Here is a 20,089-nt window from a genome sequence, read left to right as displayed (position 1 = left end):
TGAGCCGCCGCCGCTCAGTGGTCGCGTTCCCAGGTCTGGGTGCGGCCGATCAGGCTGATGCCGATGAAGCCGCGCACGTTGAGCTTGTTGCCCTCCTCGGCGAGCGACAGCTTGCTCTTGTAGACCTTGCCGTTCTCCGGGTCGAGAATCTCGCCGCCGCTCCACTCGTTGTCGCCGGTCTTGCGCAGGCCGGTCAGGATGGTCATGCCGATCAGGGGCTGGTCCTTGCGCGCATCGGTGCACTTGTCGCAGATCCTGGGCTTGCCATCGCCTTCGACGAAGGTCTTCACCAGGCGTCCGCTGTAGACGCCGTTCTTCTCGCTGATCTCTACCAGCCCGCGCGGCTTGCCGGTGCTGTCGTCGATGGTCTTCCACATGCCGCTGGGCGTGGCCTGCGCCATCGCGGCGGCGCTGCCGAGCAGGGCGGCGGCGAGCACCGCGGCACGCAATGCCGGATGAACCAGCGAACGGACAGCGGCCAGGTGGGATGAGTTGCGCATGATGTCTCCTTTGAGGTTCGTTGCCACCGGCAGGTGCCGGTGCGATGCGCCGCGCGGTGCTGCCGCTTGCGTCGAAGCAGCGCAGTCCGGGCGGCGGGCGCGCACGCCAATCTACTGTCGTAGCCGCCGCGCCGCAATCGCACGGCATGCCGCGCCGGTCTCGCTGACAGCCCCGGCGCGCGGCTGGCGTGCTGCTCGCGAAGCCGCATGCAGCCGTCGTTTGCGGGTTTTTGTGTTGCAGCAATTCGGGCTGCCGGGCGCGTCGCCGAAGCATTCCTCTAAGCGGGCATGCGGCACACTGCCGGACTCTCGCGGCGAGATCGGCAAGCGATCGGTAAGCGCTCCGCAAGCCAGTGCCAAGCGCTGCGCAGCGTGGCAGGACAGTCGGCATCGCGCGATGCGCGCAGCGATCGATGGTGCGTGAAGAATGTCATCCGAATGGATGAGCGCAGCGGTGGCGATGATGTCGGCGCAGCTGTGTCCGACATGCGCTCGGAGTGTTGCCTCGATGCTTCGCGCGCATCGCCGCTTTGCTCAATCGCAACGCTTTGCGACCCGCGCGCTGTTGCTTCGATGCAAACCGTTGCGTTCGCGCATCACTCTTCGGCGGTTTGTCCGGCGTGCTCGCGCGACGTCGGTGACGCAAGCCGTCGCAGTCAGCCGGACGCGCGTCACGCGTGCGCGCTGACGACCGTGTAACGCATGCAGGCGACGAGGCGCGCCAGGCGTTGCCAAGGCGCGCGCTCACGCGCGCGCGCAACGACGCGCAGGGCGCGCGCGTATCGGGGCATCGCCCGGAAAGCCTTTGTCCATGCGGGTTATCGGAAAGCGCGATGACGCGCGCAGCAGCGCGCGCGTGCTCGTGCGATGCGCGCTGCGCGGTTGTAACCGGGTGTCGTGCGGGTGTGTAAAAGCTGCGCGTGTGTGGGTCGAGAAGGGGAGTCGCGACGCGTGCGCGAACACGCGAAGCGCGCCTTCGAACCAGTGTGCGAGCGATGCATCGCGATGCCATCGGCAACGTCTTCGTGACGACGTGCGAGAGAACTAGTTTGAGCGCTGCATGCAGGCAAGTTTTTTTGCACTTTTTTCTTAACATCATCGTGCAAACGAATTATGATTCGCCTTGACAAGAGTCTCACTTCATTGCAGAGAAGCAGGAAGCAAGATTGGAACGACGAGCGCGATGCGCGCTTCGATGCAGTGATGGAGGTTGTAGCTGAGGAGCACGAGAACTTTGACGCAGACCTGGCCGAGCCGGCTTATTAGAACGCGTGCAGTCTCCCTTGGTCCATGGACGGGTTGGACCAGCTACCACCGAATGAATGCCGCTTGCCGTGCGCGAGGCCATGCCCGCACCGCAGGCCTGCTGTCCGATATCTCCTCTTTTCTGGCCGCGCGCCGACCCAACGGGCGGTGCGGGCCGATCGAATATTCCAGGGCGCGGCAAGTGCCCCGGTCCCGCTTGCGGATCCGCAACTGCCGCGAAGTCACCGCCATGGGCGGTGCGCCTGCAACCGAATTCATTAGCGTGCAGCCGCAGTCGGGCCGCGCGCCGATGAATCGCTCGCTCGACTGGGGCTGCGCTGTAGCATCGCGTCTCGGGTCGGTCGGGTCGCCTGAGACTTAGGTCATTCGATATTCACTCTCTAGTGAAGGAGTTATCCATGGCAACTGCTGCAAAGAAAAAGCCGGCGGCTAAGAAGGCCGCCAAGCCGGCCGCCAAGAAGGCCGCTCCGGCCAAGAAGGCCGCAACCAAGAAGGTAGCCGCCAAGAAGGTAGCCGCCAAGAAGGCGCCGGCCGCCAAGAAGGCACCGGCCAAGAAGGCCGCTGTGAAGAAGGTAGCCGCCAAGAAGGCAGCGCCGGCCAAGAAGGCTGCGGCCAAGAAGGCCCCTGCCAAGAAGGCCGCGGTGAAGAAGGTCGCCGCCAAGAAGGTTGCAACCAAGAAGGTAGCCGCCAAGAAGGCAGCACCGGCCAAGAAGGCCGCAGTGAAGAAGGTCGCCGCCAAGAAGGCCGCGCCGGCCAAGAAGGCTGCAACCAAGAAGGTCGCCGCCAAGAAGGCTCCGGCCAAGAAGGCAGCTGCCAAGAAGCCGGCTGCCAAGAAGGCTCCGGCAAAGAAGGCTGCTGCGAAGAAGTCGGCTGCCAAGAAGGCTGCCGCGAAGCCTGCCGCTGCTCCTGCCGTTGCTCCCGCTTCGGCTGCCAAGACCGCGTTGAACCCGGCCGCTGCCTGGCCGTTCCCGACGGGCAACCGTCCGTAAGCTGCGCCGCACGGCGTGGGCCTTACGCGTTCCGTACGGAACCACAACGGCACGCAGTGCGTGCCAGCATGACCGGATACCGCGTATCTGGTCAGCAAGACGCCAGTCTTGCAGACCCGCCGATGGCCCCGGGCCCGGCGGGTCTTTTCATTGGTGCCTGATCAAAAAAAAGGCGCCGCGGCCCTTTCGGGTGCGGCGCCTGTATGCGCTGCATGCTGGCGCCCGGCCGGGCGCAGCGGTTCAGTGCGTGACGCGGGTGACGCCGCCCGAGGACAGCAGGCGCACACGCTCGCCCGGACGAAAGACCTCGTCGGCCTCCTGCGTGATTGCGCGCATCTCACCGTTTTCGAGGCGCACGGTGATCTCCAGGCCCCGCCGCTCGTTGATCTTGTTCTCGGCAGCGCTGCCGGCGATGCCGCCCAGTATCGCGCCGAGGATGCCCGCCGCCACTGCACCGTTGCCGCCGCCGATGGTGCTGCCGGCCGCGATACCGCCGATGGCTCCGCCGGCGAGCGTGCCCGCGCCGGTCTGGCTGCGCTGGATGGCGACTTCGCGTACGCCCTCGACCACGCCGTAGCGCACGGTCTGCTCGCGCTGCGCCTGGCCGGTGCTGTAGATGCTGTTGGAATTGGATTCCGTCGCACATCCTGCGACCAGGGCGGCGATGGCAATGACGGCAACGGCGCCGCCACGGAGCATTTGGTTCATGTCAGATCCCGAAGAATGCCACGCGCTGGCCGCAGGTCAGGCGTAGCGGTACCCGAATGCAGACTGGAACCGGTTGCCAATGTCTTCGCGCGACAACCAGTGATTCTGCGGACCCTGCTGCGCGATCTTGATCGACCCCATCAGCGATGCCAGGCGGCCGGTCGTTTCCCAGTCTAAACCGTTTTCAATGCCGTAGAGCAGGCCGCCTCGGAAGGCGTCGCCACAGCCGGTCGGGTCCACGATGCGCTCGGCCTGTACCGCCGGGATCGCGTACTGCTGGCCATCGGCATAGATGCTGGCGCCGCGCTCGCCGTGCGTGACGATGAAGGCACGGACCTTTGCAGCCACCTCGGCGCTGGTCCATGCGGTGCGGGACAGCAGGACTTGCGCCTCGTAGTCGTTGACTGTCACGTAACTGGCGAGTTCAACGAACTCCCGCAGGTCTTCGCCGTTGAACAGCGGCATGGCCTGACCCAGGTCAAAGATGAACGGAACACCGGCCTCGGCGAACTGGCGCGCGTGGTGCAGCATGCCTTCGCGGCTGTCCGGCGCGACGATGCCCAGAGCCGGCGCCTTGCCACCGCCGAGTGCGTCCTTGACGTTGTTCAGCTGCGACTGGCTCATTGCGCCAGGGTGGAAGGCGGTGATCTGGTTGTTGTCCAGGTCGGTGGTGATCATGGCCTGCGCCGTGAAGGTCTCAGGCAGCACGCGGATGTGGCTGGTGGAGATCTCCAGCTTGCGCAGGTATTCCAGGTAGGGCTCGGCATCGGTGCCGACGGTGGCCATCACCACCGGGTCGCCGCCGAGCATCTTCAGCGTGTAGGCGATGTTGCCGGCGCAGCCGCCGAACTCGCGGCGCATGCCGGGCACCAGGAACGAGACGTTCAGCATATGGATCTGGTCCGGCAGGATGTGTTCGCGGAAGCGTCCGTCGAACGTCATGATGGTGTCGTAGGCGACGGAGCCGCAGATCAGGCTGGCCATGCTCTCTCCAGGTGGTAGGTCGTTAGTTGTGTGGATCCCTTGCGGGACGATTCTGATCGGTCAGGCATGAAGCGAAAACGGCCGCCCCGGTTGCGCGGGCGGCCGCTGTCCTCAGGCAGCGCGGATTACTTCAGCGCGGCCAGGGCGGCTTCGTAGTCCGGCTCGGTCTTGATTTCCGGGACCAGCTGGGCGTACTTGACGGTGTCGTTCTCGTCGAGCACCACCACCGCGCGCGCGGTCACGCCGGCCAGCGGGCCGCTCTTGATGTCCACGCCGTAGTTGCCCTTGAAGTCGGCACCGCGCATCGTCGACAGCGTTACCACGTTGGCCAGGCCTTCGGTGGTGCAGAAGCGGCCCATCGCGAACGGCAGGTCAGCCGAGATGGTCAGCACCACGGTGTTGGCGAGGCCGCTCGCGGCTTCATTGAACTTGCGGGTCGAAGCCTGGCACACCGGCGTGTCCAGGCTCGGGACGATGTTCAGCACCTTGCGCTTGCCGGCGAAGTCGGCAAGCGTGACATCCTTCAGGTCCTTGCCGACCAGCGAGAAGGCGGGCGCCTTGTCGCCAGCCTGCGGGAACTTGCCTGCGACTTCGATCGGGTTACCGCCGAGGGTGACGTTGCTCATGTCTACTCCTTGATGTCTGATGGTTTCCGGTTCAGTTTCCGGCGCCTGGCCGGCCAATGCCCCGGTGGGGGGCGCCGCTTGCCGCCGGACTCGGATTCGGTTCGGCAGCAGGCTGCGGAATTCAGGGATAAAAAATCAGCACGCGGTAGTTGGACGGCGCCTGCTGCGTCCGGAATCGTACCCGAACCGGCAGCTCCATGCCGGCGCGAAGACCCTCCGTGGCGAAGGCCTTTTGCGAAGGGTCCAGGTAATCCGCCGGTTGCAGCACACGTCGCAGCAGCAGTTGGTCCTGCAGGTCTGTCATCACCAGCTCGATCGCAGGCAGCGCGGTGGTGGCGCGGCCCAGGTTGCGCAGCGTGACGGCGAGCAGGTAGGCGTCGCCGCCTTCGTCGAGCCGCTGCAGCTGCGAGGTCTCGATGCGCAGCGCGTCGATGTCGCGCCACGGCGGCACGTCGCAGCCGAACGGCGCGCATGCGGCTTCCAGTGCCGGGCGGAGCATCGGGAACTGTCCGGCGAGTGGGCTGCGCGCGAGATATACCGCTTGCACCGCGGCGCCCAGCGCGAGCACCGCTGCCGCGACGTACCAGAGCGTGCGCGGGGCCGGCCCGCGGCTGCGCGCTGGGGCACGCTCGCTTTCGCGTTCGCGGGTGTGGCGCAGGAAGTCGGGAGCGAAGACCGGGCCGGCCGGGGCTTCGGTGCGGGTCCAGCGGCGCGTGGTCTGCTCGCGTGCGACGGCTTCGCCGGTCGTGCTGATGGGCAGGCTGGTGTCGGGGGCGGGCCCGGCGTCGCGGGCGGAGCCGGTATCGCGGGTGTCGGTGCGCTCGGCTGCTTCGCTGTCCGACAACTCGGCGATGGGCGCGTCTGCCTTGGGCGGCTGGGCCTGCGGTGGCGGGCCGATATCCGCTGACGCCGCGCGCAGGAATTCGCTGGCGCTCGGGATGGCCGCGGGCGCGGGCACGGCGGCTGGCTGGGACGCTGGCGTTGCTGCTTCCGTGGTCTTGCCGATCGCTGCCGACTCGTCGAGCGCGGGATGATCGAGTGCGTTGTGGTTCAGCGCGGGCCATGCCGGCGCAGCGGCTTCCGGCGTGGCCGGCTGCGGTGGCGCAGGCGTAGTGGTTGCACTGGCGGGCGTCGCTTCGCGTTCCGGCTCATGTTCCGGCGGCTGCGCCTCCCGGTGCGCTTCCGGTTCGGCCGCGGGCTCGGGCTGCACTTCAAGTTGCGCTGCAGGTTCCCCCGCAGGCTCTGCTTCAGCTTCCGCCTCAGCTTTCTCCTCAGCTTTCTCCTCAGCTTTCTCCTCAGCTTCCGCCTCAGTTTCCGCCTCAGTTTCCGCCTCAGTTTCCGCCTCAGTTTCCGCTTCTGGTCCGGCCTCTGCCGCAGCCTGCTCTGACACGGGCTCGACATCGACCTGCCGCTCCGCCTCGCGGGCATCGCGCTGGGCGACGGCCTCGTTGGCCTCGCGCAGTGCACGCTCGATCTCGTCTTCGCCCATCTCTGCCGGTGCAGGGACGTCCAGGTCTTCGGGCGAGGTCATGAGCATGGTCGGCGCGTCCAGCGCCGGCACGTCATAGCCGGGATCGATGGTGGGAGTGAAGGGTGTTGGTGCCGGCTGCGGTGCCGGCTGCGGTGCCGGCTGCGGTGCCGGGGTGGTCTCGCCTGGGCCGGAAGGCTCTGCTATCAGCGGGGACGCTGGCGCGGCTGCAAGCGGTGTGGTTGCCGCCGCTACGGCGGGCGCCGGCGGCGTGATGCTGCCCGCAGGCAACGGAATCTCGATCAGGTGCTCACGCGCATCGAACACCGTTTCGCAGTGGCCGCAACGCACCAGGCCCTGGCGCAGGCGCAGCTGGTCGGCGACCAGCCGGAAGGCGGTGCGGCAGGCCGGACAGCGCGTGACAAGCTTGACGGCGGCCATCGGCGCAGATCAGGGACGGGTGCCGTGCAGGCACACCCAGCCTTCTTCGGCGCGCCATACCGTCAGCGGCAGCCAAGGCGCATAGGCGGCGGCAACTTCTTCCGCCTGGCGCTCCAGCACGCCGGACAGCACCAGCCGGCCGCCCTGGCGCACGCGGGCGCTGAGCATCGCGGCCATCAGCTTGAGCGGATTGGACAGGATATTGGCGACCACCAGGTCATAAGTGGCCTCAGACACCGACTCAGGCAGCGCGAACGACGCCTCGACCTGATTGCGCTCGGCGTTGTAGCGCGACGCTTCCACGGCGTTGGGATCGATGTCGATGCCGACGGTATCGCCCGCACCGAGCTTGCGTGCGACGATCGCCAGGATGCCGGAGCCGCAGCCATAGTCGAGCACGGTTTCGCCCGGCACCACGTGTTGCTCCAGCCACTGCATGCACAGCCGCGTGGTCGGATGGCTGCCGGTGCCGAAGGCCAGGCCGGGATCCAGTTCCAGCACCACCGCATCGGGCTCGGGCGCGTCGTGCCACGACGGCACCACCCAGATGCGCTCGCCTATGCGGATCGGTTCGAACTGCGATTGCGTCAGGCGCACCCAGTCCTGGTCTTCCACCGCGCGCAGTTCGTAGGCCGGCACCGGATCGATGCCAAGCTGGTTGGCGGCTGCGGCCACCACCACGGCGGGGTCGGCATCGTCGCCGAACAGGGCCACCACGCGCGAGCGGTTCCACGCGAGTTGCTTGGGTTCGAGCCCGGGCTCGCCGAAAAGCGGTTGCTCATCGGGCGTATCGGCATCGGCGTCTTCCACCGAGACCGACAGCGCGCCGAGGTCGAACAGGGCTTCAGACCAGGCTTCGGCCTGGTCCTGCGCCACTTCGATCACACATTCCTGAAATGCCACGGGCTTCCTTGCTGACTGCGGGTTGGTTCGGCGCGCGTTCGCTCAGACCCCGCCGGCCTTCTCGCGCTGCGCCAGCCGATGCTCCAGATAGTGGATGCTGGTGCCGCCTTCCACGAAGTTGGCGTCCATCATCAGCTCTCGGTGCAGCGGCACATTGGTCTGGATGCCGTCCACGACCATTTCGGACAGCGCGATGCGCATGCGGGCGATGGCCTGCTCGCGCGTGGCGCCGTAAGTGATGATCTTGCCGATCATCGAGTCGTAGTTGGGCGGCACGAAGTAGCCATCATACGCGTGCGAGTCCACGCGTACACCGGGGCCGCCCGGCATGTGCCAGGCGGTGATGCGGCCCGGCGACGGGGTGAACTTGAACGGGTCCTCGGCATTCACGCGGCATTCGATCGAGTGGCCGCGGAACTGCACGTCCTTCTGGCGGAAACGCAGCTTCTCGCCAAAGGCGATGCGGATCTGCTCCTGCACGATGTCGATGCCGGTGATCATCTCGGTGACCGGGTGTTCGACCTGCACGCGCGTGTTCATCTCGATGAAGTAGAACTCGTTGTTCTCGTACAGGAACTCGAAGGTGCCGGCGCCGCGGTAGCCCATCTTCTTGCAGGCCTCGGCGCAACGATCGCCGATGCGCTCGATCAGGCGGCGCGGGATATGCGGCGCCGGGGCTTCCTCGATCACCTTCTGGTGGCGGCGCTGCATCGAGCAGTCGCGCTCGCCCAGCCAGATGGCTTGCTTGTGCTGGTCGGCAAGGATCTGGATCTCCACGTGGCGCGGATTCTCCAGGAACTTCTCCATGTAGACCTCGGGGTTGCCGAAGGCACGGCCGGCTTCTTCACGCGTCATGTTGACGGCGTTGATCAGCGCGGCTTCGGTGTGCACCACGCGCATGCCGCGCCCACCGCCGCCGCCGGCGGCCTTGATGATCACCGGGTAGCCCACGCGACGCGCGGTCGCCAGGATCTCCTGCGGGTCGCTGGGCAGGGCGCCGTCCGAGCCCGGCACGCACGGCACGCCGGCCTTGATCATGGCCTGCTTGGCCGAGACCTTGTCACCCATCAGGCGGATGCTGTCGGCGGTCGGGCCGATGAAGACGAAGCCGGACTTCTCCACGCGCTCGGCGAAGTCGGAATTCTCCGACAGGAAGCCGTAGCCTGGGTGGATGGCCTGCGCGTCGGTCACTTCGGCGGCCGAGATGATGGCAGGCATGTTCAGGTACGACTGCGGCGACGGGGCCGGGCCGATACAGACGGCTTCGTCGGCCAGGCGCACGTATTTGGCCTCCTTGTCGGCCTCGGAGTACACCACCACCGTCTTGATGCCCAGTTCGCGGCAGGCGCGCTGGATGCGAAGAGCGATTTCGCCGCGGTTCGCGATCAGAATTTTTTCAAACATGGTCTCTCTCTGCGAGAACGGGAGCGGTCCCGCTGCGTGCCGCTACGGCACATCGGGCGCGCGGCCATCAGGCGGGCCGCCGGGCCGCACTAAAGCGCGGAACTGCATGGAACTGCACGGAACGGGCCGCGATGCCCACAACGTCCCAGGCGTCACGAAACGCCTTGGAGGGCGGCGCCGGTGCTGTGCTTGCGGCCGCATGGGCGGCCGTTGGCGGCGCTGTGCGCGGCATGCCTTTCAGGCTTAGCCGATGACGAACAGGGGCTGGCCGTATTCCACCGCCTGGCCGTTCTCGACCAGGATTTCCTTGATGACGCCGGCCTTGTCGCACTCGATCTCGTTGAGCAGCTTCATGGCTTCGATGATGCAGACGGTCTGGCCTTCCTTGACCGAATCGCCGACATTGACGAACGCGGCGGCACCCGGCGACGGCGCACGGTAGAACGTGCCCACCATCGGCGAGGTCACAATGTGGCCGGCGGGCAGCTGCGCAACCGGGTCGGCTGCCGGGGCGGCCGTGCCGACCGGGGCAGCGGCCGGCGCGACCGGCAGTGCCTGCAGCTGGGGCATGGCCATCGGCGCGGCGACGATTTGCGGCGGTTGCTTGACGATGCGTACCTTGCCGTCGCCTTCGGTGACTTCCAGCTCGGAGATGCCGGATTCGGCCACCAGGTCGATGAGCGTCTTCAGCTTGCGCAGGTCCATCTTCTTATCCTCCTGAATCAGGTTGTCCGGTCCGCTGCCCGCTGGGCTGCGGCGGAAGAAATCGTTATGGCGGCCACCACAGAGCCGCGCCCGCCGTGCCGAAGCACGCGCAACGGGCGCGGACCGCCGGGCGGCGCGCGCAGGTTCGTCAAAAAATTGTGGCAGGGGTCAGCGCCCCGGGCTCCCTGGCGGCGGCTGTTCCTGGGCAAGCGCATAGTCGAGTGCCAGCAGGTATCCCTGCCATCCCAGCCCACAGACCACCCCGACAGCCACGTCGGAGAAATAGGAATGGTGACGGAAGCTCTCGCGGCGATGCACGTTGGACAGGTGGACCTCCACGAAAGGGATCGCCACGCCGGCCAGCGCGTCGCGCAGGGCCACGCTGGTGTGCGTGTAGGCAGCGGGGTTGATGATGATGAAATCGACGGCTTCCTCGCGCGCGGCGTGGATGCGGTCGACCAGTGCCCCCTCATGGTTGGACTGGAACGAAGCCAGGGAAATGCCGGCCTTTGCCGCTTGGTCGGCCAGCGCTGCGTCGATATCGGCGAGGGTGGTGTACCCGTAGGTCTCCGGTTCCCGCGTGCCCAGCAGGTTCAGGTTGGGCCCATGCAGGACCAGCACCTTGCGGTAGCGGGCAGAGCGACGGATGGAGCGGGTTGCAGTCACGGCGGCTCGACCAGATCAACGAAATTGCGCGGAGATTACCGTAGCTTAGAGGGATTTGTCTAGCGCGGGATACAAGGCTTGGCGACGCTGGGCCCCATAAGGCGACGCTTTCAGCACTTTCGCGGTCGCTAACTACGATTACGGAACAAATCGCGAGAGAAATCCGAAATTGACCGGAGATACCGAAAGAACTTACTCAGGTGCGCGGCAGCACCGCGCGCAGTTCTTCCGCGGTAACGCGGCCCATCTTGCGGTACTTTACGCTGCCGTCCGGGTTGATGACCACGGTATAGGGCAGGCCGCCGGCGCTGTTGCCAAAGTTGCGCGACAGCTCCGTGCCGGCGAAGCCGGCAACCGCGAGCGGATAGGCGACCGGTACCTTCTTGGTGAACTGCTGAATATTGCTGGCCGAATCAATACCGATGCCGACAAACTCGACTTGCCGGCTCTTGTATTCCTCGTGCAGCGCGGTCAGTTCGGGCATTTCTTCCACGCAGGGGCCGCACCACGGTGCCCAGAAGTTCACCACCAGCGTCTTGCCGCGCAGCTTGCCCAGGTCCAGCTCGGTGCCGGCAGGGTCTGGCAGCCGCGCCTGGAAGAACGCCTCCACCGCCTGGTCGTTCGCCGGCTTGGGCGAGAACACGAAGTGGCCGGCAAGGGCACCCGCGACGCAGGCGACGACGGCAACGCCGATCCACAGCCAGAGGCGGGAGCGGCGGACGGGCGAGGAGACGGTGTCAGTCATGGGCAAGCTGGACTGGTGAGTATTAGTAGGCGAGCTTAGCCGGCCGGCGTTTCAGGCCGGGCTTCCGGCCGGGCCGGTGCCCGCATCTTCGCCGATCAGCGCGCGTACGGCCTGCAGGTCCGCGCGGGCCGGCCGTCCGGAGGCGTCGGCGCGCACGGCGCCGCGTTCGTCGATGGCATCATACAGTGCAATATGGATGCCGACCGGCACACCAAGTTCCGCGCGCACCTCGCCGGCCAGCTGGCGCGCTTCGCGCCGGTCAGGCCATTGGCCCTTCCACAGGAAGCTGAGCGTCTCGACATCGGCGCGGCCGCCGAAGTGACGGCTTTCGCTGGTTTCGAAGTCGACCCCGGCGTTCAGCAGGTGCAGCGTGGCGTCCTTGGCGCTGTCGCAGAAGCACTGCAGGTAGATGTCCGAGTGCTCGGTGGCGGTGCCGTTCAGCACGGCACCCACCAGGTAGGGCCGGAACGGCGCCAGGTCCTCCATGGCCAGCAGCGCCACCCGGCGCATCAGGGCCAGCACGCGCGGCTGGGTGTCGGCGTGGAACAGGGCCTGGTAGGCGCGGACTTCGGCCTCGACCTGGTCGTTGTCGGGCAGCCACTCGCCGGGCACGCGCTGCTCGCCCAGCACCTGGCGCGCGGCCTTGCGTTTGGCGGTGGCGTAGTCGGCGCCGTCCTCGGCGATCATGCGGGCGGCGGCCTGGGCGATCTCCTCGCGCAGGCGGGTGGGGTCGGGCGGGGTACGTCGGCTCATTACCCCATGATACCGGAGCGCGCGCCGGGCGCTGCACGGGACCGTAGCCGGGCGCCGCGGTGCAGCGAAGGCCGCCCGCGCTCGGGTACAATCGAGGGCTTCCTGCCCGGCCTGCCATCACCATGCGGCCACGCTGCCGCCGCGCGAGCGCCGGGTGCCGAGTCCCCAAGCCTGCGGGCTTCATGTCTTCCCGGGAACCCATGCATATTCATATCCTTGGCATCTGCGGCACCTTCATGGGCGGCCTGGCGGTGCTGGCCAAGCAGGCCGGCCATCGCGTCACCGGCTGCGATGCCAATGTCTATCCTCCGATGAGCACCCAGCTGGAAGCGCAGGGCATCGAGCTGATCGAAGGCTTCGACCCCGCCCAGCTGGCGCTGGAGCCCGATCTGTTCGTGATCGGCAACGTGGTCTCGCGCGGCAATCCGCTGATGGAAGCCATCCTCGACCGCAACCTGCCTTATGTGTCTGGCCCGCAATGGCTGGGCGAGCACGTGCTGGCGCGCAAATGGGTGCTGGCGGTGGCCGGCACGCACGGCAAGACCACCACCACGTCGATGCTGGCCTGGATCCTGGAGGATGCCGGCTACAACCCGGGCTTCCTGGTAGGCGGCGTGCCGCAGAACTTCGGCATCTCGGCGCGAGTGACCGAATCCGATTTCTTCGTGATCGAGGCCGACGAGTACGACACCGCATTCTTCGACAAGCGCAGCAAGTTCGTGCATTACCGCCCGCGCACCGCGATCCTGAACAACCTGGAATACGATCACGCCGACATCTTCCCGGATCTCACGGCGATCGAGACGCAGTTCCACCACCTGGTGCGCACCGTGCCGGGGCAGGGCCGGCTGGTCGTCAACGGCGTCGAGGAAAGCCTGGCGCGCGTGCTCGAGCGCGGCTGCTGGAGCGAGGTCGAACAGTTCGGAGTAGGCGACTGGCGCGAGAGCGATGCCGCCCACACCGCGCACTCCGCACAGACGGGCAAGGATGCCTTCGACGTCTGGTTCGGCAACGCCGTGGCCGGCACCGTGGTGTGGGACCTGCAGGGCACGCACAACCGCATGAATGCGCTGGCGGCGATCGCCGCGGCACGTCACGTGGGCGTGCCGGCGGAGCAGGCGATCGCTTCGCTGTCGCGCTTCGCCAACGTCAAGCGCCGCATGGAGGTGCGCGGCGAGGTAGGTGGCGTGACTGTCTACGACGACTTCGCCCACCACCCGACCGCGATCCAGACCACCCTGGAAGGGCTGCGCCGCCGTGTCGGCAGTGCCCGCATCCTGGCTGTGCTGGAGCCGCGCTCGAACACCATGAAGCTGGGCGTGATGAAAGCCCAGCTGCCGGCCAGCCTGGAGCAGGCCGACCTGGTGTTCGGCTACGGCGCCCCCGCTGGCAAGGACGCGCTGGGCTGGGACCTGGCCGAGTCACTGGCGCCGCTGGGCGACAAGGCTGCCGCGTTCCAGGACCTGGGCGCGCTGGTGCAGTCCGTGCGCGCCGTGGCGCAGCCGGGCGACCACGTGCTGGTGATGAGCAACGGCGGCTTCGGCGGCGTGCACCAGAAGCTGCTGGCCGCGCTGGCCGCGGCGGCCTGAGCCGCAGGGGACCGCCATGCTGCTGTACCTGCACGGATTCCGCTCCTCGCCGCAGTCGTTCAAGGCCCGGCTGGTGCAGGAGCGCATGCGCCAGTGGGGCGTGGGCCGCTACTACGCCTGCCCCGAGCTCAATGTCTCGCCGGCGCTGGCGATCGCCCAGGCAGAGGCTGCCATCCGCGCCGCCCAGGCTGGCGGCGACCAGGAAGTTGCCATCGTCGGCTCGTCGCTGGGCGGGTTCTATGCCCGCTGGCTCGGCGAGCGCCATGGCTGCAAGACTGTGCTGCTGAACCCGGCGATCCATCCGTGGACCGACCTGGAGCAATATCTGGGTGAGCAGCCGCTGTGGCACGGCGGTGGCGCGATCACGGTCGAGCGCCGCCACCTGCAGGAACTGCTCGACCTGCGCGTGGAAAACATCAGCCGCCCCGAGCGCTACTGCCTGCTCGCCGCCACCGGCGACGAGGTGCTGGACTACCGTGAAATGGTGGCCGCCTGTCCCGGCGCGAATATTCGCGTGATCGAGGGCAGCGACCACGGCATCAGCGAATTTGCCGACTACGTCGACGAAGTGCTCGCCTTCTGCGGCTACGGCCCGGGCGGCAAGGTGCCTGCAAGCGCAGGCGCGGCATGAGCGCGCAGTCCGCGCGCCGCTGCGGCTGGAGTTCGCACCTGGCTTTCGATGTGGCGATCACGCCCAACCTGCGGCGCTGGGTGACCGGCGACGACGGTTCGCTGACCGCGCGGCTGGTGGCCGCGTCCGAGCGCTTCCGCGTGGCGCAGTTGCTGCAGCGCCCGTTGCGGCCGCTTGCCGATGAGTGGCAGGTGCTGGGCCAGCACGACCGCGTTCCGGCGCTGACGCGCGAAGTGCTGCTGATCTGCGACGATATTCCCGCCGTCTTTGCCCACACCGTGGTGCGCCTGCGCCACGCGCGGCGCGACTGGCCGTTCCTGCGCGGTCTGGGCGCGCGTCCGCTGGGCGGGCGGCTGTTCATCGATCCGGCTGTGACGCGCGACCCGTTCCAGTTCGCGCGGCTGCTGCCGCACCATCCATTGCGCCAGGCGCTGCAGCGCGTGCTGCCGGCGATGGCGCCGCTGCCCATGCTGCCGGCGCGCCGCTCGGTATTCAGGCGCGGCGACGGCGTGATGCTCGTGACAGAAGTCTTCCTGCCAGACTTGCTGGCACGGCCAGCCCCGGGGACCAAGGCGATTGCGCTACCGATGTTCCGGCGCACCACAGACCGCGGCCCCATCGCTTCACACACTACCGAAATCAAAGAGATAACAAGATGAAACTGCAGGGTCGGGTTGCCATCATCACCGGTGCCGCCGCTGGCATTGGCTTTGCCACCGCGCAGCGCTTCGCTGCCGAGGGCGCCATCGTCGTGCTGTGCGACCTCAACGAAGAGCGCGTGCGCGAAGCCGCCAGCCAGCTCGCCGGCACCGGCACCGGCGTGTCGGCGTACCGGGTCGACGTGACCCGCCGCGAGGAAGTCGATGCCATGGTGGCGGCGGTGCTGGCCGCGCACGGCCGCATCGACATCCTGATCAACAACGCCGGCATCACCAAGGACGCGCGCCTGGCCAAGATGACCGAGGCGCAGTTCGACGCCGTGATCGACGTCAACCTGAAGGGCGTCTTCAACTGCGCCCAGGCAGTCGCCACGATCATGACGGAGCAGGGCAAGGGCGTGATCCTGAACGCTTCGAGCGTGGTCGGCCTGTACGGCAACTTCGGCCAGACCAACTACGCCGCCAGCAAGTTCGGCGTGATCGGCTTCACCAAGACCTGGGCGCGCGAGCTCGGCCCCAAGGGCGTGCGCGTCAATGCCGTGTGTCCTGGCTTCGTCAATACCGAGATCCTGCAGACCGTGCCCGACAAGGTGCTCGACGGCATGAAGTCGTCGTGCTGGCTGCGCCGGCTGGCCGAGCCGGCCGAGATCGCCAGCATCTACGCCTTCCTGGCCAGCGACGACGCCAGCTACGTCAACGGCGTCGCCATCGAGGCCAGCGGCGGCATGTCGCTCTGGCCGTTCCTGGCCCGGGCCCCGGCGCCTGCGGCGTGCACCGCGCCGGGGCGCCCGCCGGGGTCCGCAGCGGCGGTGCGGTATCATTCCGGGTCTGCGGCCTGGCCTTGTGGCCACGGCGCGGCGCGGCGTGCAGCGCGCCGCGGGCCGATGCCGTTCGCACCATTTCTCCCACAGGATCCGCCGCTGCGCCCACCCTGGCGCCCCGATGCGGTTCCGCGCATTTCTGAAAGTACCGATCGATGCAGTTGCTGTTCGAAGAAGGCGGCGAGATCCGCGCCGGCACCGTGCTGAACCAGCAGGGCGAGGCTTACCAGGTGGAGCTGCCGGCCGGCAAGCGCACCAAGGTCAAGTCGCGCGACGTGCTGCTGCAGTTTGCGCAGCCGTCGGCAATCGAGCTGGTCCGCCAGACCGGCGACATGGTTTCCGAGATCGACCTGGACTTCCTGTGGGAATGTGCCCCTGAGGCCGAGTTCGGCTTCGCCGAGCTGGCCGCCGAGTACTACGGCGCCGAGCCCGGCGCGGTGCAGCAGGCGGCGCTTGCGATGGCGCTGCACGGCAACCCGGTGTACTTCCGCCGCAAGGGGCGTGGCCGCTACCAGCGCGCGCCCGAGGACCAGCTCAAGGCCGCGCTGGCCGCGCTCGAGCGCAAGCGCCAGCAGGCATTGGTGCAGGCCGAATATGAAGACCAGCTCAAGGCGCTGACGCTGCCGGAATCGTTCCGCAACAAGGTGCTGCAGCTGCTGTTCAAGCCGGACAAGAACAGCCTGGAATACAAGGCCATGGACGCGGCCTGCACCGCGCTCGGCATGTCGCCGATGCGGCTGATGGTGGCCGCCGGCGGCGTCGCCAGCGCGCGTGCGCTGCACGAGGCCAAGTTCCTCGCCGAGTGCTTCCCCAAGGGCACCGGCTTTCCCGATACCGACGTGCCCGAGCCGTCCGCCGACCTGCCGCTGGCCGAGGTCGAGGCGTTCTCGATCGACGACGTCACCACCACCGAGATCGACGATGCGCTGTCGGTGACGAAGCTGCCCGACGGCAAGCTGCGCATCGGCATCCATATCGCCGCGCCCGCGCTCGGCATCCGCCGCGGCGAGCCGCTCGACGTGATCGCACGCCAGCGCCTGTCAACGGTGTACTTCCCGGGCGACAAGATCACCATGCTGCCTGACCCGGTGGTAGAGCGCTATACGCTGCAGGAAGGCCGGGTGTGCCCGGCGCTGTCGCTGTACGTGACGGTGGACCCGACGGTGTGGCTGATCACCGGCAGCGAGACCCGCGCCGAGATGGTGCCGATTGCCGCCAACCTGCGCCATAACCTGCTTGACGACGTCATCACCGAAGCCTCGCTCGCCGACGGCAGCGGCGACTACCCGTTCCGCGAGGCGCTGACCCAGCTGTGGCATTTCGCCGGCTACCTCTACGACGAGCGCCAGAAGGCGCGCCTGGCCAGCGGCCTGCGCCCGGAGACGCACAACCGCGCCGACTTCAACTTCTACCTCGACGACCAGCCCGACGGCAGCCAGCGCGTGCGCATCGAGCAGCGCAAGCGTGGGTCGCCGCTGGACAAGATCGTGGCCGAGCTGATGATCCTGGCCAACAGCACGTGGGGCAAGCTGCTGGCGGACAACGGCGTGCCCGGCATCTACCGCACGCAGAAGGCGTGGGGCATGCATCGCACCCGCATGCAGACCTACCCGGCACCGCATGAAGGTTTGGGGGTAGCCCAGTACGCGTGGAGCACCTCGCCGCTGCGCCGCTACGTCGACCTGGTCAACCAGTGGCAGATCCTGGCGGTGGCGCAGCATGGCGTGACCGCCAAGCTGGTGGCGCCGTTCAAGCCCAAGGACGCCGACCTGCTGGCAGCCGTGGCAGACTTCGAAGGCACTTATGCCGCCTATGCCGACCACCAGTCGACCATGGAGCGCTACTGGTGCCTGCGCTGGCTCAAGCAGGAGAACCGCGAGCGCCTGGTCGCCGCGGTGCTCAAGGAAGGCGCGGTGCGCTTTACCGAGATCCCGCTGGTCACGCGCGTGCCCGAACTGGTTCAGGCGCAGCGTGGCACCCAGGTGCTGCTGGAGATCGGCGAGACCGACGAGATCACGCTGGAAGTCTCCTGCCGCGTGCTGGAGATCTTTGCGGGCGAGGGCGTGTTGCCTGAAGAAGAGCTGGAAAGCGACGAAGAAGCCGCTGAAGTGTCGGCCGAAGCCGCTGCCGAGGCCGCCGCGGAAGACGCCGCAGAGCAGGCCGCCCAGCAGGCCGCAGGGGTCTCGGACGAGGCCGCCGCAGACGCCGGTGGCGACGCGCCGGCGCAGCCGTCGGCTGAGCGCGACACCGGCGGCACCGCCGCCGGCTGAAGCCTTCGGAAATCGGCGGGGCTCACTTACAATGCCTAGCGGCATTCCCGGCTTGCCGGGAATGCTCGTCCACCTGTCGCTTCGCACCTTCCGAGCCAAATTCCCGCCATCGTGAACGCCGCACTCGCCGCTCCCCGCCACTGGTGGCACGCCAGGTGGCACAACAGCAGTACGCTGGCCAAGGCGCTGGCCATTTCCGTGGCCGTGCATGCCCTGCTGCTGATGGTGCGGGTGGCAGCGCCCGAGGTGTTCGAGATCAAGCGCACCGATTCGCCGCTGGACGTGGTGCTGGTCAACGCCAAGTCGGCGCAGAAGCCGCGCAACCCTACCGCGCTGGCGCAGGCCAACCTGGACGGTGGCGGCGACCACGACCTGCAGCGCGCCACCACGCCGCTGCCGGCGCAGACCGTGACGCAGGAGGGCGACCTGGTGCGCCAGGTGCAGCGCCGCGTCGACCAGCTCGAACTGGAGCAGCAGCGCCTGCTGACGCAAGCGCGCGAGCCCGCTCCGGCGGTGCGCAGCCAGCCGCTCAAGCCCGGCGAGAAGCGCCAGGACAATCCCCAGCGCGGCCAGGACGAGCGCACCTCAACCGACGAGATGGCCAAGCTCGAAGCCGAGATCGGCCGCAACCTCGAGCACTACGCCAAGCGGCCCAAGCGTTTCCAGCTGACCGCCACCAGCGCGCAGGCGGTCGACTACGCGCAGTACTACGACCGGCTGCGCCGCAAGATCGAGGCGCGCGGCACCACTGACTTCCCGCAACGCAACGGCAAGCCGCTGTATGGCCAGTTGATCCTGGTGATCAACGTCAACCGGCTCGGCAAGCTCGGCTACAACCGCGACGGCTACAACATCGATGCCATCGACGTGGTCAAGAGCTCGGGCGATCCCGCACTGGACCGCCAGGCCGTGGCGATCGTGCGCGCAGCTGCGCCGTTCGGCGCCTTCACCGCGGAAATGGCGGCGCGCCAGGACATCCTGGAAGTCATTTCCACCTTCAAGTTTTCGCGCAGCGGGCTGGAAACCCGGCTGCAGGCACGCTGATGATGACTCCAGACACTACGCCAGATACCAAGCAGGACACGCCGGACCAGTATGTGGTGATCGGCAATCCGATCTCGCACAGCCGCTCTCCCGCGATCCACGCCGCCTTTGCGCAGCAGACCGGCGAGGCCGTGCAATACGACCGCCTTGAAGCACCGCTGGACGGGTTTGCCGATACCGTGCGCAAGTTCTTCGCCGACGGCGGCTACGGCTGCAACGTGACGGTGCCGTTCAAGCTGGAGGCCTATGACCTGGCCGACCGCCTGACCGAGCGTGCCGAAGCCGCCGGCGCGGTCAACACCCTGTGGATCGAGGATGGCCTGATCCATGGCGACAACACCGACGGCGTGGGCCTGGTGCGCGATATCCAGGACAACCTCGACACGCTGGTCGAAGGCAAGCGCGTGCTGCTGCTGGGCGCGGGCGGCGCGGCCATGGGCGCGATGCTGCCGCTGATCGAAGCGCGTCCGTCGCGCATCGTGGTGGCCAACCGTACCGCGTCGCGTGCCGCAGACATGCTGGAAGAGTTTGTCGAAGCGGCCGACCAGTTCGGCGTGGAGCTGTGGGGCGGCGGTCTCGATGCGCTGGAAGGCCTGTCCGAGGACGAGGCCTGCGACATCGTGATCAACGCCTCGTCGAGCAGCCTGCACGGCGAAGTGCCGCCGCTGCCCGAGTTCCTGCTGGGCGAAGGCGTGCTGGCCTACGACATGATGTACGGCGCCGAGCCGACCGTGTTCCTGCAGTTCGCCGCGCGCTGCGGCGCGCGCACCAGCGACGGCCTGGGCATGCTGGTCGAGCAGGCTGCCGAAGCCTTCTACATCTGGCGCGGCGTACGTCCCCGCACCGCTCCCGTGCTGGCCGAGCTGCGCGACGCGCTGCAGGCCGAACGCAAGGGCTGAGCGGGGCGTCGCCTGCCG

18 protein-coding genes and 1 pseudogene are annotated in these 20,089 nt (G+C 67.7%); 8 read left to right on the top strand and 11 right to left on the bottom strand.

Annotated elements, in window-relative coordinates; all coding sequences use genetic code 11:
• Window positions 1–14: 14 nt before the first annotated feature.
• Entirely contained in the window at window positions 15–500 is a 486-nt protein-coding gene (locus LPA45_RS14765) for a DUF2147 domain-containing protein (protein WP_317920831.1), read from the bottom strand.
• Window positions 501–2,164: 1,664 nt separating this feature from the next.
• Here LPA45_RS14765 and LPA45_RS14760 point away from each other — a divergent pair.
• On the top strand, window positions 2,165–2,755 hold the full coding sequence (locus tag LPA45_RS14760; RefSeq protein WP_116318153.1) for a histone H1-like DNA-binding protein: 591 nt from the start codon (window positions 2,165–2,167) through the stop codon (window positions 2,753–2,755).
• A 240-nt stretch (window positions 2,756–2,995) separates the two neighbouring features.
• Here the strand turns inward: LPA45_RS14760 and LPA45_RS14755 are convergent, their stop codons facing one another.
• The 10 genes from LPA45_RS14755 to LPA45_RS14710 all read right to left on the bottom strand — a co-directional run bounded on the left by LPA45_RS14755 (window position 2,996) and on the right by LPA45_RS14710 (window position 12,158).
• Complete coding sequence (locus LPA45_RS14755; RefSeq protein ID WP_317920830.1) at window positions 2,996–3,463, bottom strand: hypothetical protein; 468 nt, start codon at window positions 3,461–3,463, stop codon at window positions 2,996–2,998.
• A gap of 36 nt (window positions 3,464–3,499) precedes the next feature.
• Complete coding sequence (locus tag LPA45_RS14750; protein ID WP_317920829.1) at window positions 3,500–4,447, bottom strand: carbohydrate kinase family protein; 948 nt, start codon at window positions 4,445–4,447, stop codon at window positions 3,500–3,502.
• Window positions 4,448–4,572: 125 nt separating this feature from the next.
• Window positions 4,573–5,073: a thiol peroxidase gene (gene tpx, locus LPA45_RS14745; RefSeq protein WP_116318150.1), complete on the bottom strand. Its 501-nt coding sequence runs from the start codon at window positions 5,071–5,073 to the stop codon at window positions 4,573–4,575.
• Window positions 5,074–5,194: 121 nt separating this feature from the next.
• The gene (locus tag LPA45_RS14740) at window positions 5,195–6,982 is read right to left on the bottom strand and encodes a zinc-ribbon and DUF3426 domain-containing protein (RefSeq protein WP_367394619.1); all 1,788 of its coding nucleotides are present in this window, start codon (window positions 6,980–6,982) and stop codon (window positions 5,195–5,197) included.
• Between the two features lie 9 nt (window positions 6,983–6,991).
• A complete protein-coding gene (gene prmA / locus LPA45_RS14735) occupies window positions 6,992–7,885 on the bottom strand; it encodes a 50S ribosomal protein L11 methyltransferase (protein WP_116318148.1) in 894 nt (297 codons plus the stop codon).
• A 42-nt stretch (window positions 7,886–7,927) separates the two neighbouring features.
• A complete protein-coding gene (accC, locus tag LPA45_RS14730; RefSeq protein ID WP_116318147.1) occupies window positions 7,928–9,289 on the bottom strand; it encodes an acetyl-CoA carboxylase biotin carboxylase subunit in 1,362 nt (453 codons plus the stop codon).
• A gap of 243 nt (window positions 9,290–9,532) precedes the next feature.
• The gene (accB, locus tag LPA45_RS14725; RefSeq protein WP_116318146.1) at window positions 9,533–9,994 is read right to left on the bottom strand and encodes an acetyl-CoA carboxylase biotin carboxyl carrier protein; all 462 of its coding nucleotides are present in this window, start codon (window positions 9,992–9,994) and stop codon (window positions 9,533–9,535) included.
• A gap of 168 nt (window positions 9,995–10,162) precedes the next feature.
• On the bottom strand, window positions 10,163–10,660 hold the full coding sequence (gene aroQ / locus LPA45_RS14720) for a type II 3-dehydroquinate dehydratase (RefSeq protein ID WP_116318145.1): 498 nt from the start codon (window positions 10,658–10,660) through the stop codon (window positions 10,163–10,165).
• Window positions 10,661–10,856: 196 nt separating this feature from the next.
• Window positions 10,857–11,405: a TlpA disulfide reductase family protein gene (locus LPA45_RS14715; RefSeq protein ID WP_116318144.1), complete on the bottom strand. Its 549-nt coding sequence runs from the start codon at window positions 11,403–11,405 to the stop codon at window positions 10,857–10,859.
• Between the two features lie 51 nt (window positions 11,406–11,456).
• Window positions 11,457–12,158 (bottom strand): UDP-N-acetylmuramate--alanine ligase, encoded by a 702-nt coding sequence (locus LPA45_RS14710; RefSeq protein WP_116318143.1) that lies wholly within the window; start codon window positions 12,156–12,158, stop codon window positions 11,457–11,459.
• A gap of 200 nt (window positions 12,159–12,358) precedes the next feature.
• On the opposite strand from LPA45_RS14710, the gene mpl reads away from it, so the two are divergent.
• The 7 genes and pseudogenes from mpl (at window position 12,359) to aroE (ending at window position 20,071) form a co-directional block, all read left to right on the top strand.
• Entirely contained in the window at window positions 12,359–13,747 is a 1,389-nt protein-coding gene (gene mpl, locus LPA45_RS14705) for a UDP-N-acetylmuramate:L-alanyl-gamma-D-glutamyl-meso-diaminopimelate ligase (RefSeq protein WP_317920827.1), read from the top strand.
• 16 nt (window positions 13,748–13,763) lie between these two features.
• Window positions 13,764–14,378, top strand: coding sequence for a YqiA/YcfP family alpha/beta fold hydrolase (locus LPA45_RS14700; RefSeq protein WP_116318141.1), 615 nt, complete (start codon window positions 13,764–13,766; stop codon window positions 14,376–14,378).
• Window positions 14,375–15,037: a chorismate lyase gene (locus LPA45_RS14695; protein ID WP_317920825.1), complete on the top strand. Its 663-nt coding sequence runs from the start codon at window positions 14,375–14,377 to the stop codon at window positions 15,035–15,037. The genes LPA45_RS14700 and LPA45_RS14695 overlap by 4 nt, the downstream gene beginning before the upstream one ends.
• Window positions 15,034–15,771: pseudogene (fabG, locus tag LPA45_RS14690) on the top strand (3-oxoacyl-ACP reductase FabG); the annotation flags it as partial. The gene LPA45_RS14695 and the pseudogene fabG, both read left to right, overlap by 4 nt.
• A 242-nt stretch (window positions 15,772–16,013) precedes the next feature.
• Window positions 16,014–18,128: a ribonuclease catalytic domain-containing protein gene (locus LPA45_RS14685; RefSeq protein WP_116318138.1), complete on the top strand. Its 2,115-nt coding sequence runs from the start codon at window positions 16,014–16,016 to the stop codon at window positions 18,126–18,128.
• Window positions 18,129–18,239: 111 nt separating this feature from the next.
• Complete coding sequence (locus tag LPA45_RS14680) at window positions 18,240–19,172, top strand: energy transducer TonB (RefSeq protein ID WP_116318137.1); 933 nt, start codon at window positions 18,240–18,242, stop codon at window positions 19,170–19,172.
• A complete protein-coding gene (aroE, locus tag LPA45_RS14675; protein ID WP_376790610.1) occupies window positions 19,172–20,071 on the top strand; it encodes a shikimate dehydrogenase in 900 nt (299 codons plus the stop codon). Before LPA45_RS14680 ends, aroE begins: the two co-directional genes overlap by 1 nt.
• The last annotated feature ends 18 nt before the right edge of the window (window positions 20,072–20,089 follow it).

This window comes from Cupriavidus sp. Agwp_2 (genome assembly GCF_040784895.1).
Lineage (GTDB): Bacteria > Pseudomonadota > Gammaproteobacteria > Burkholderiales > Burkholderiaceae > Cupriavidus.
This window is presented reverse-complemented; position numbering and strand designations above follow the sequence as displayed.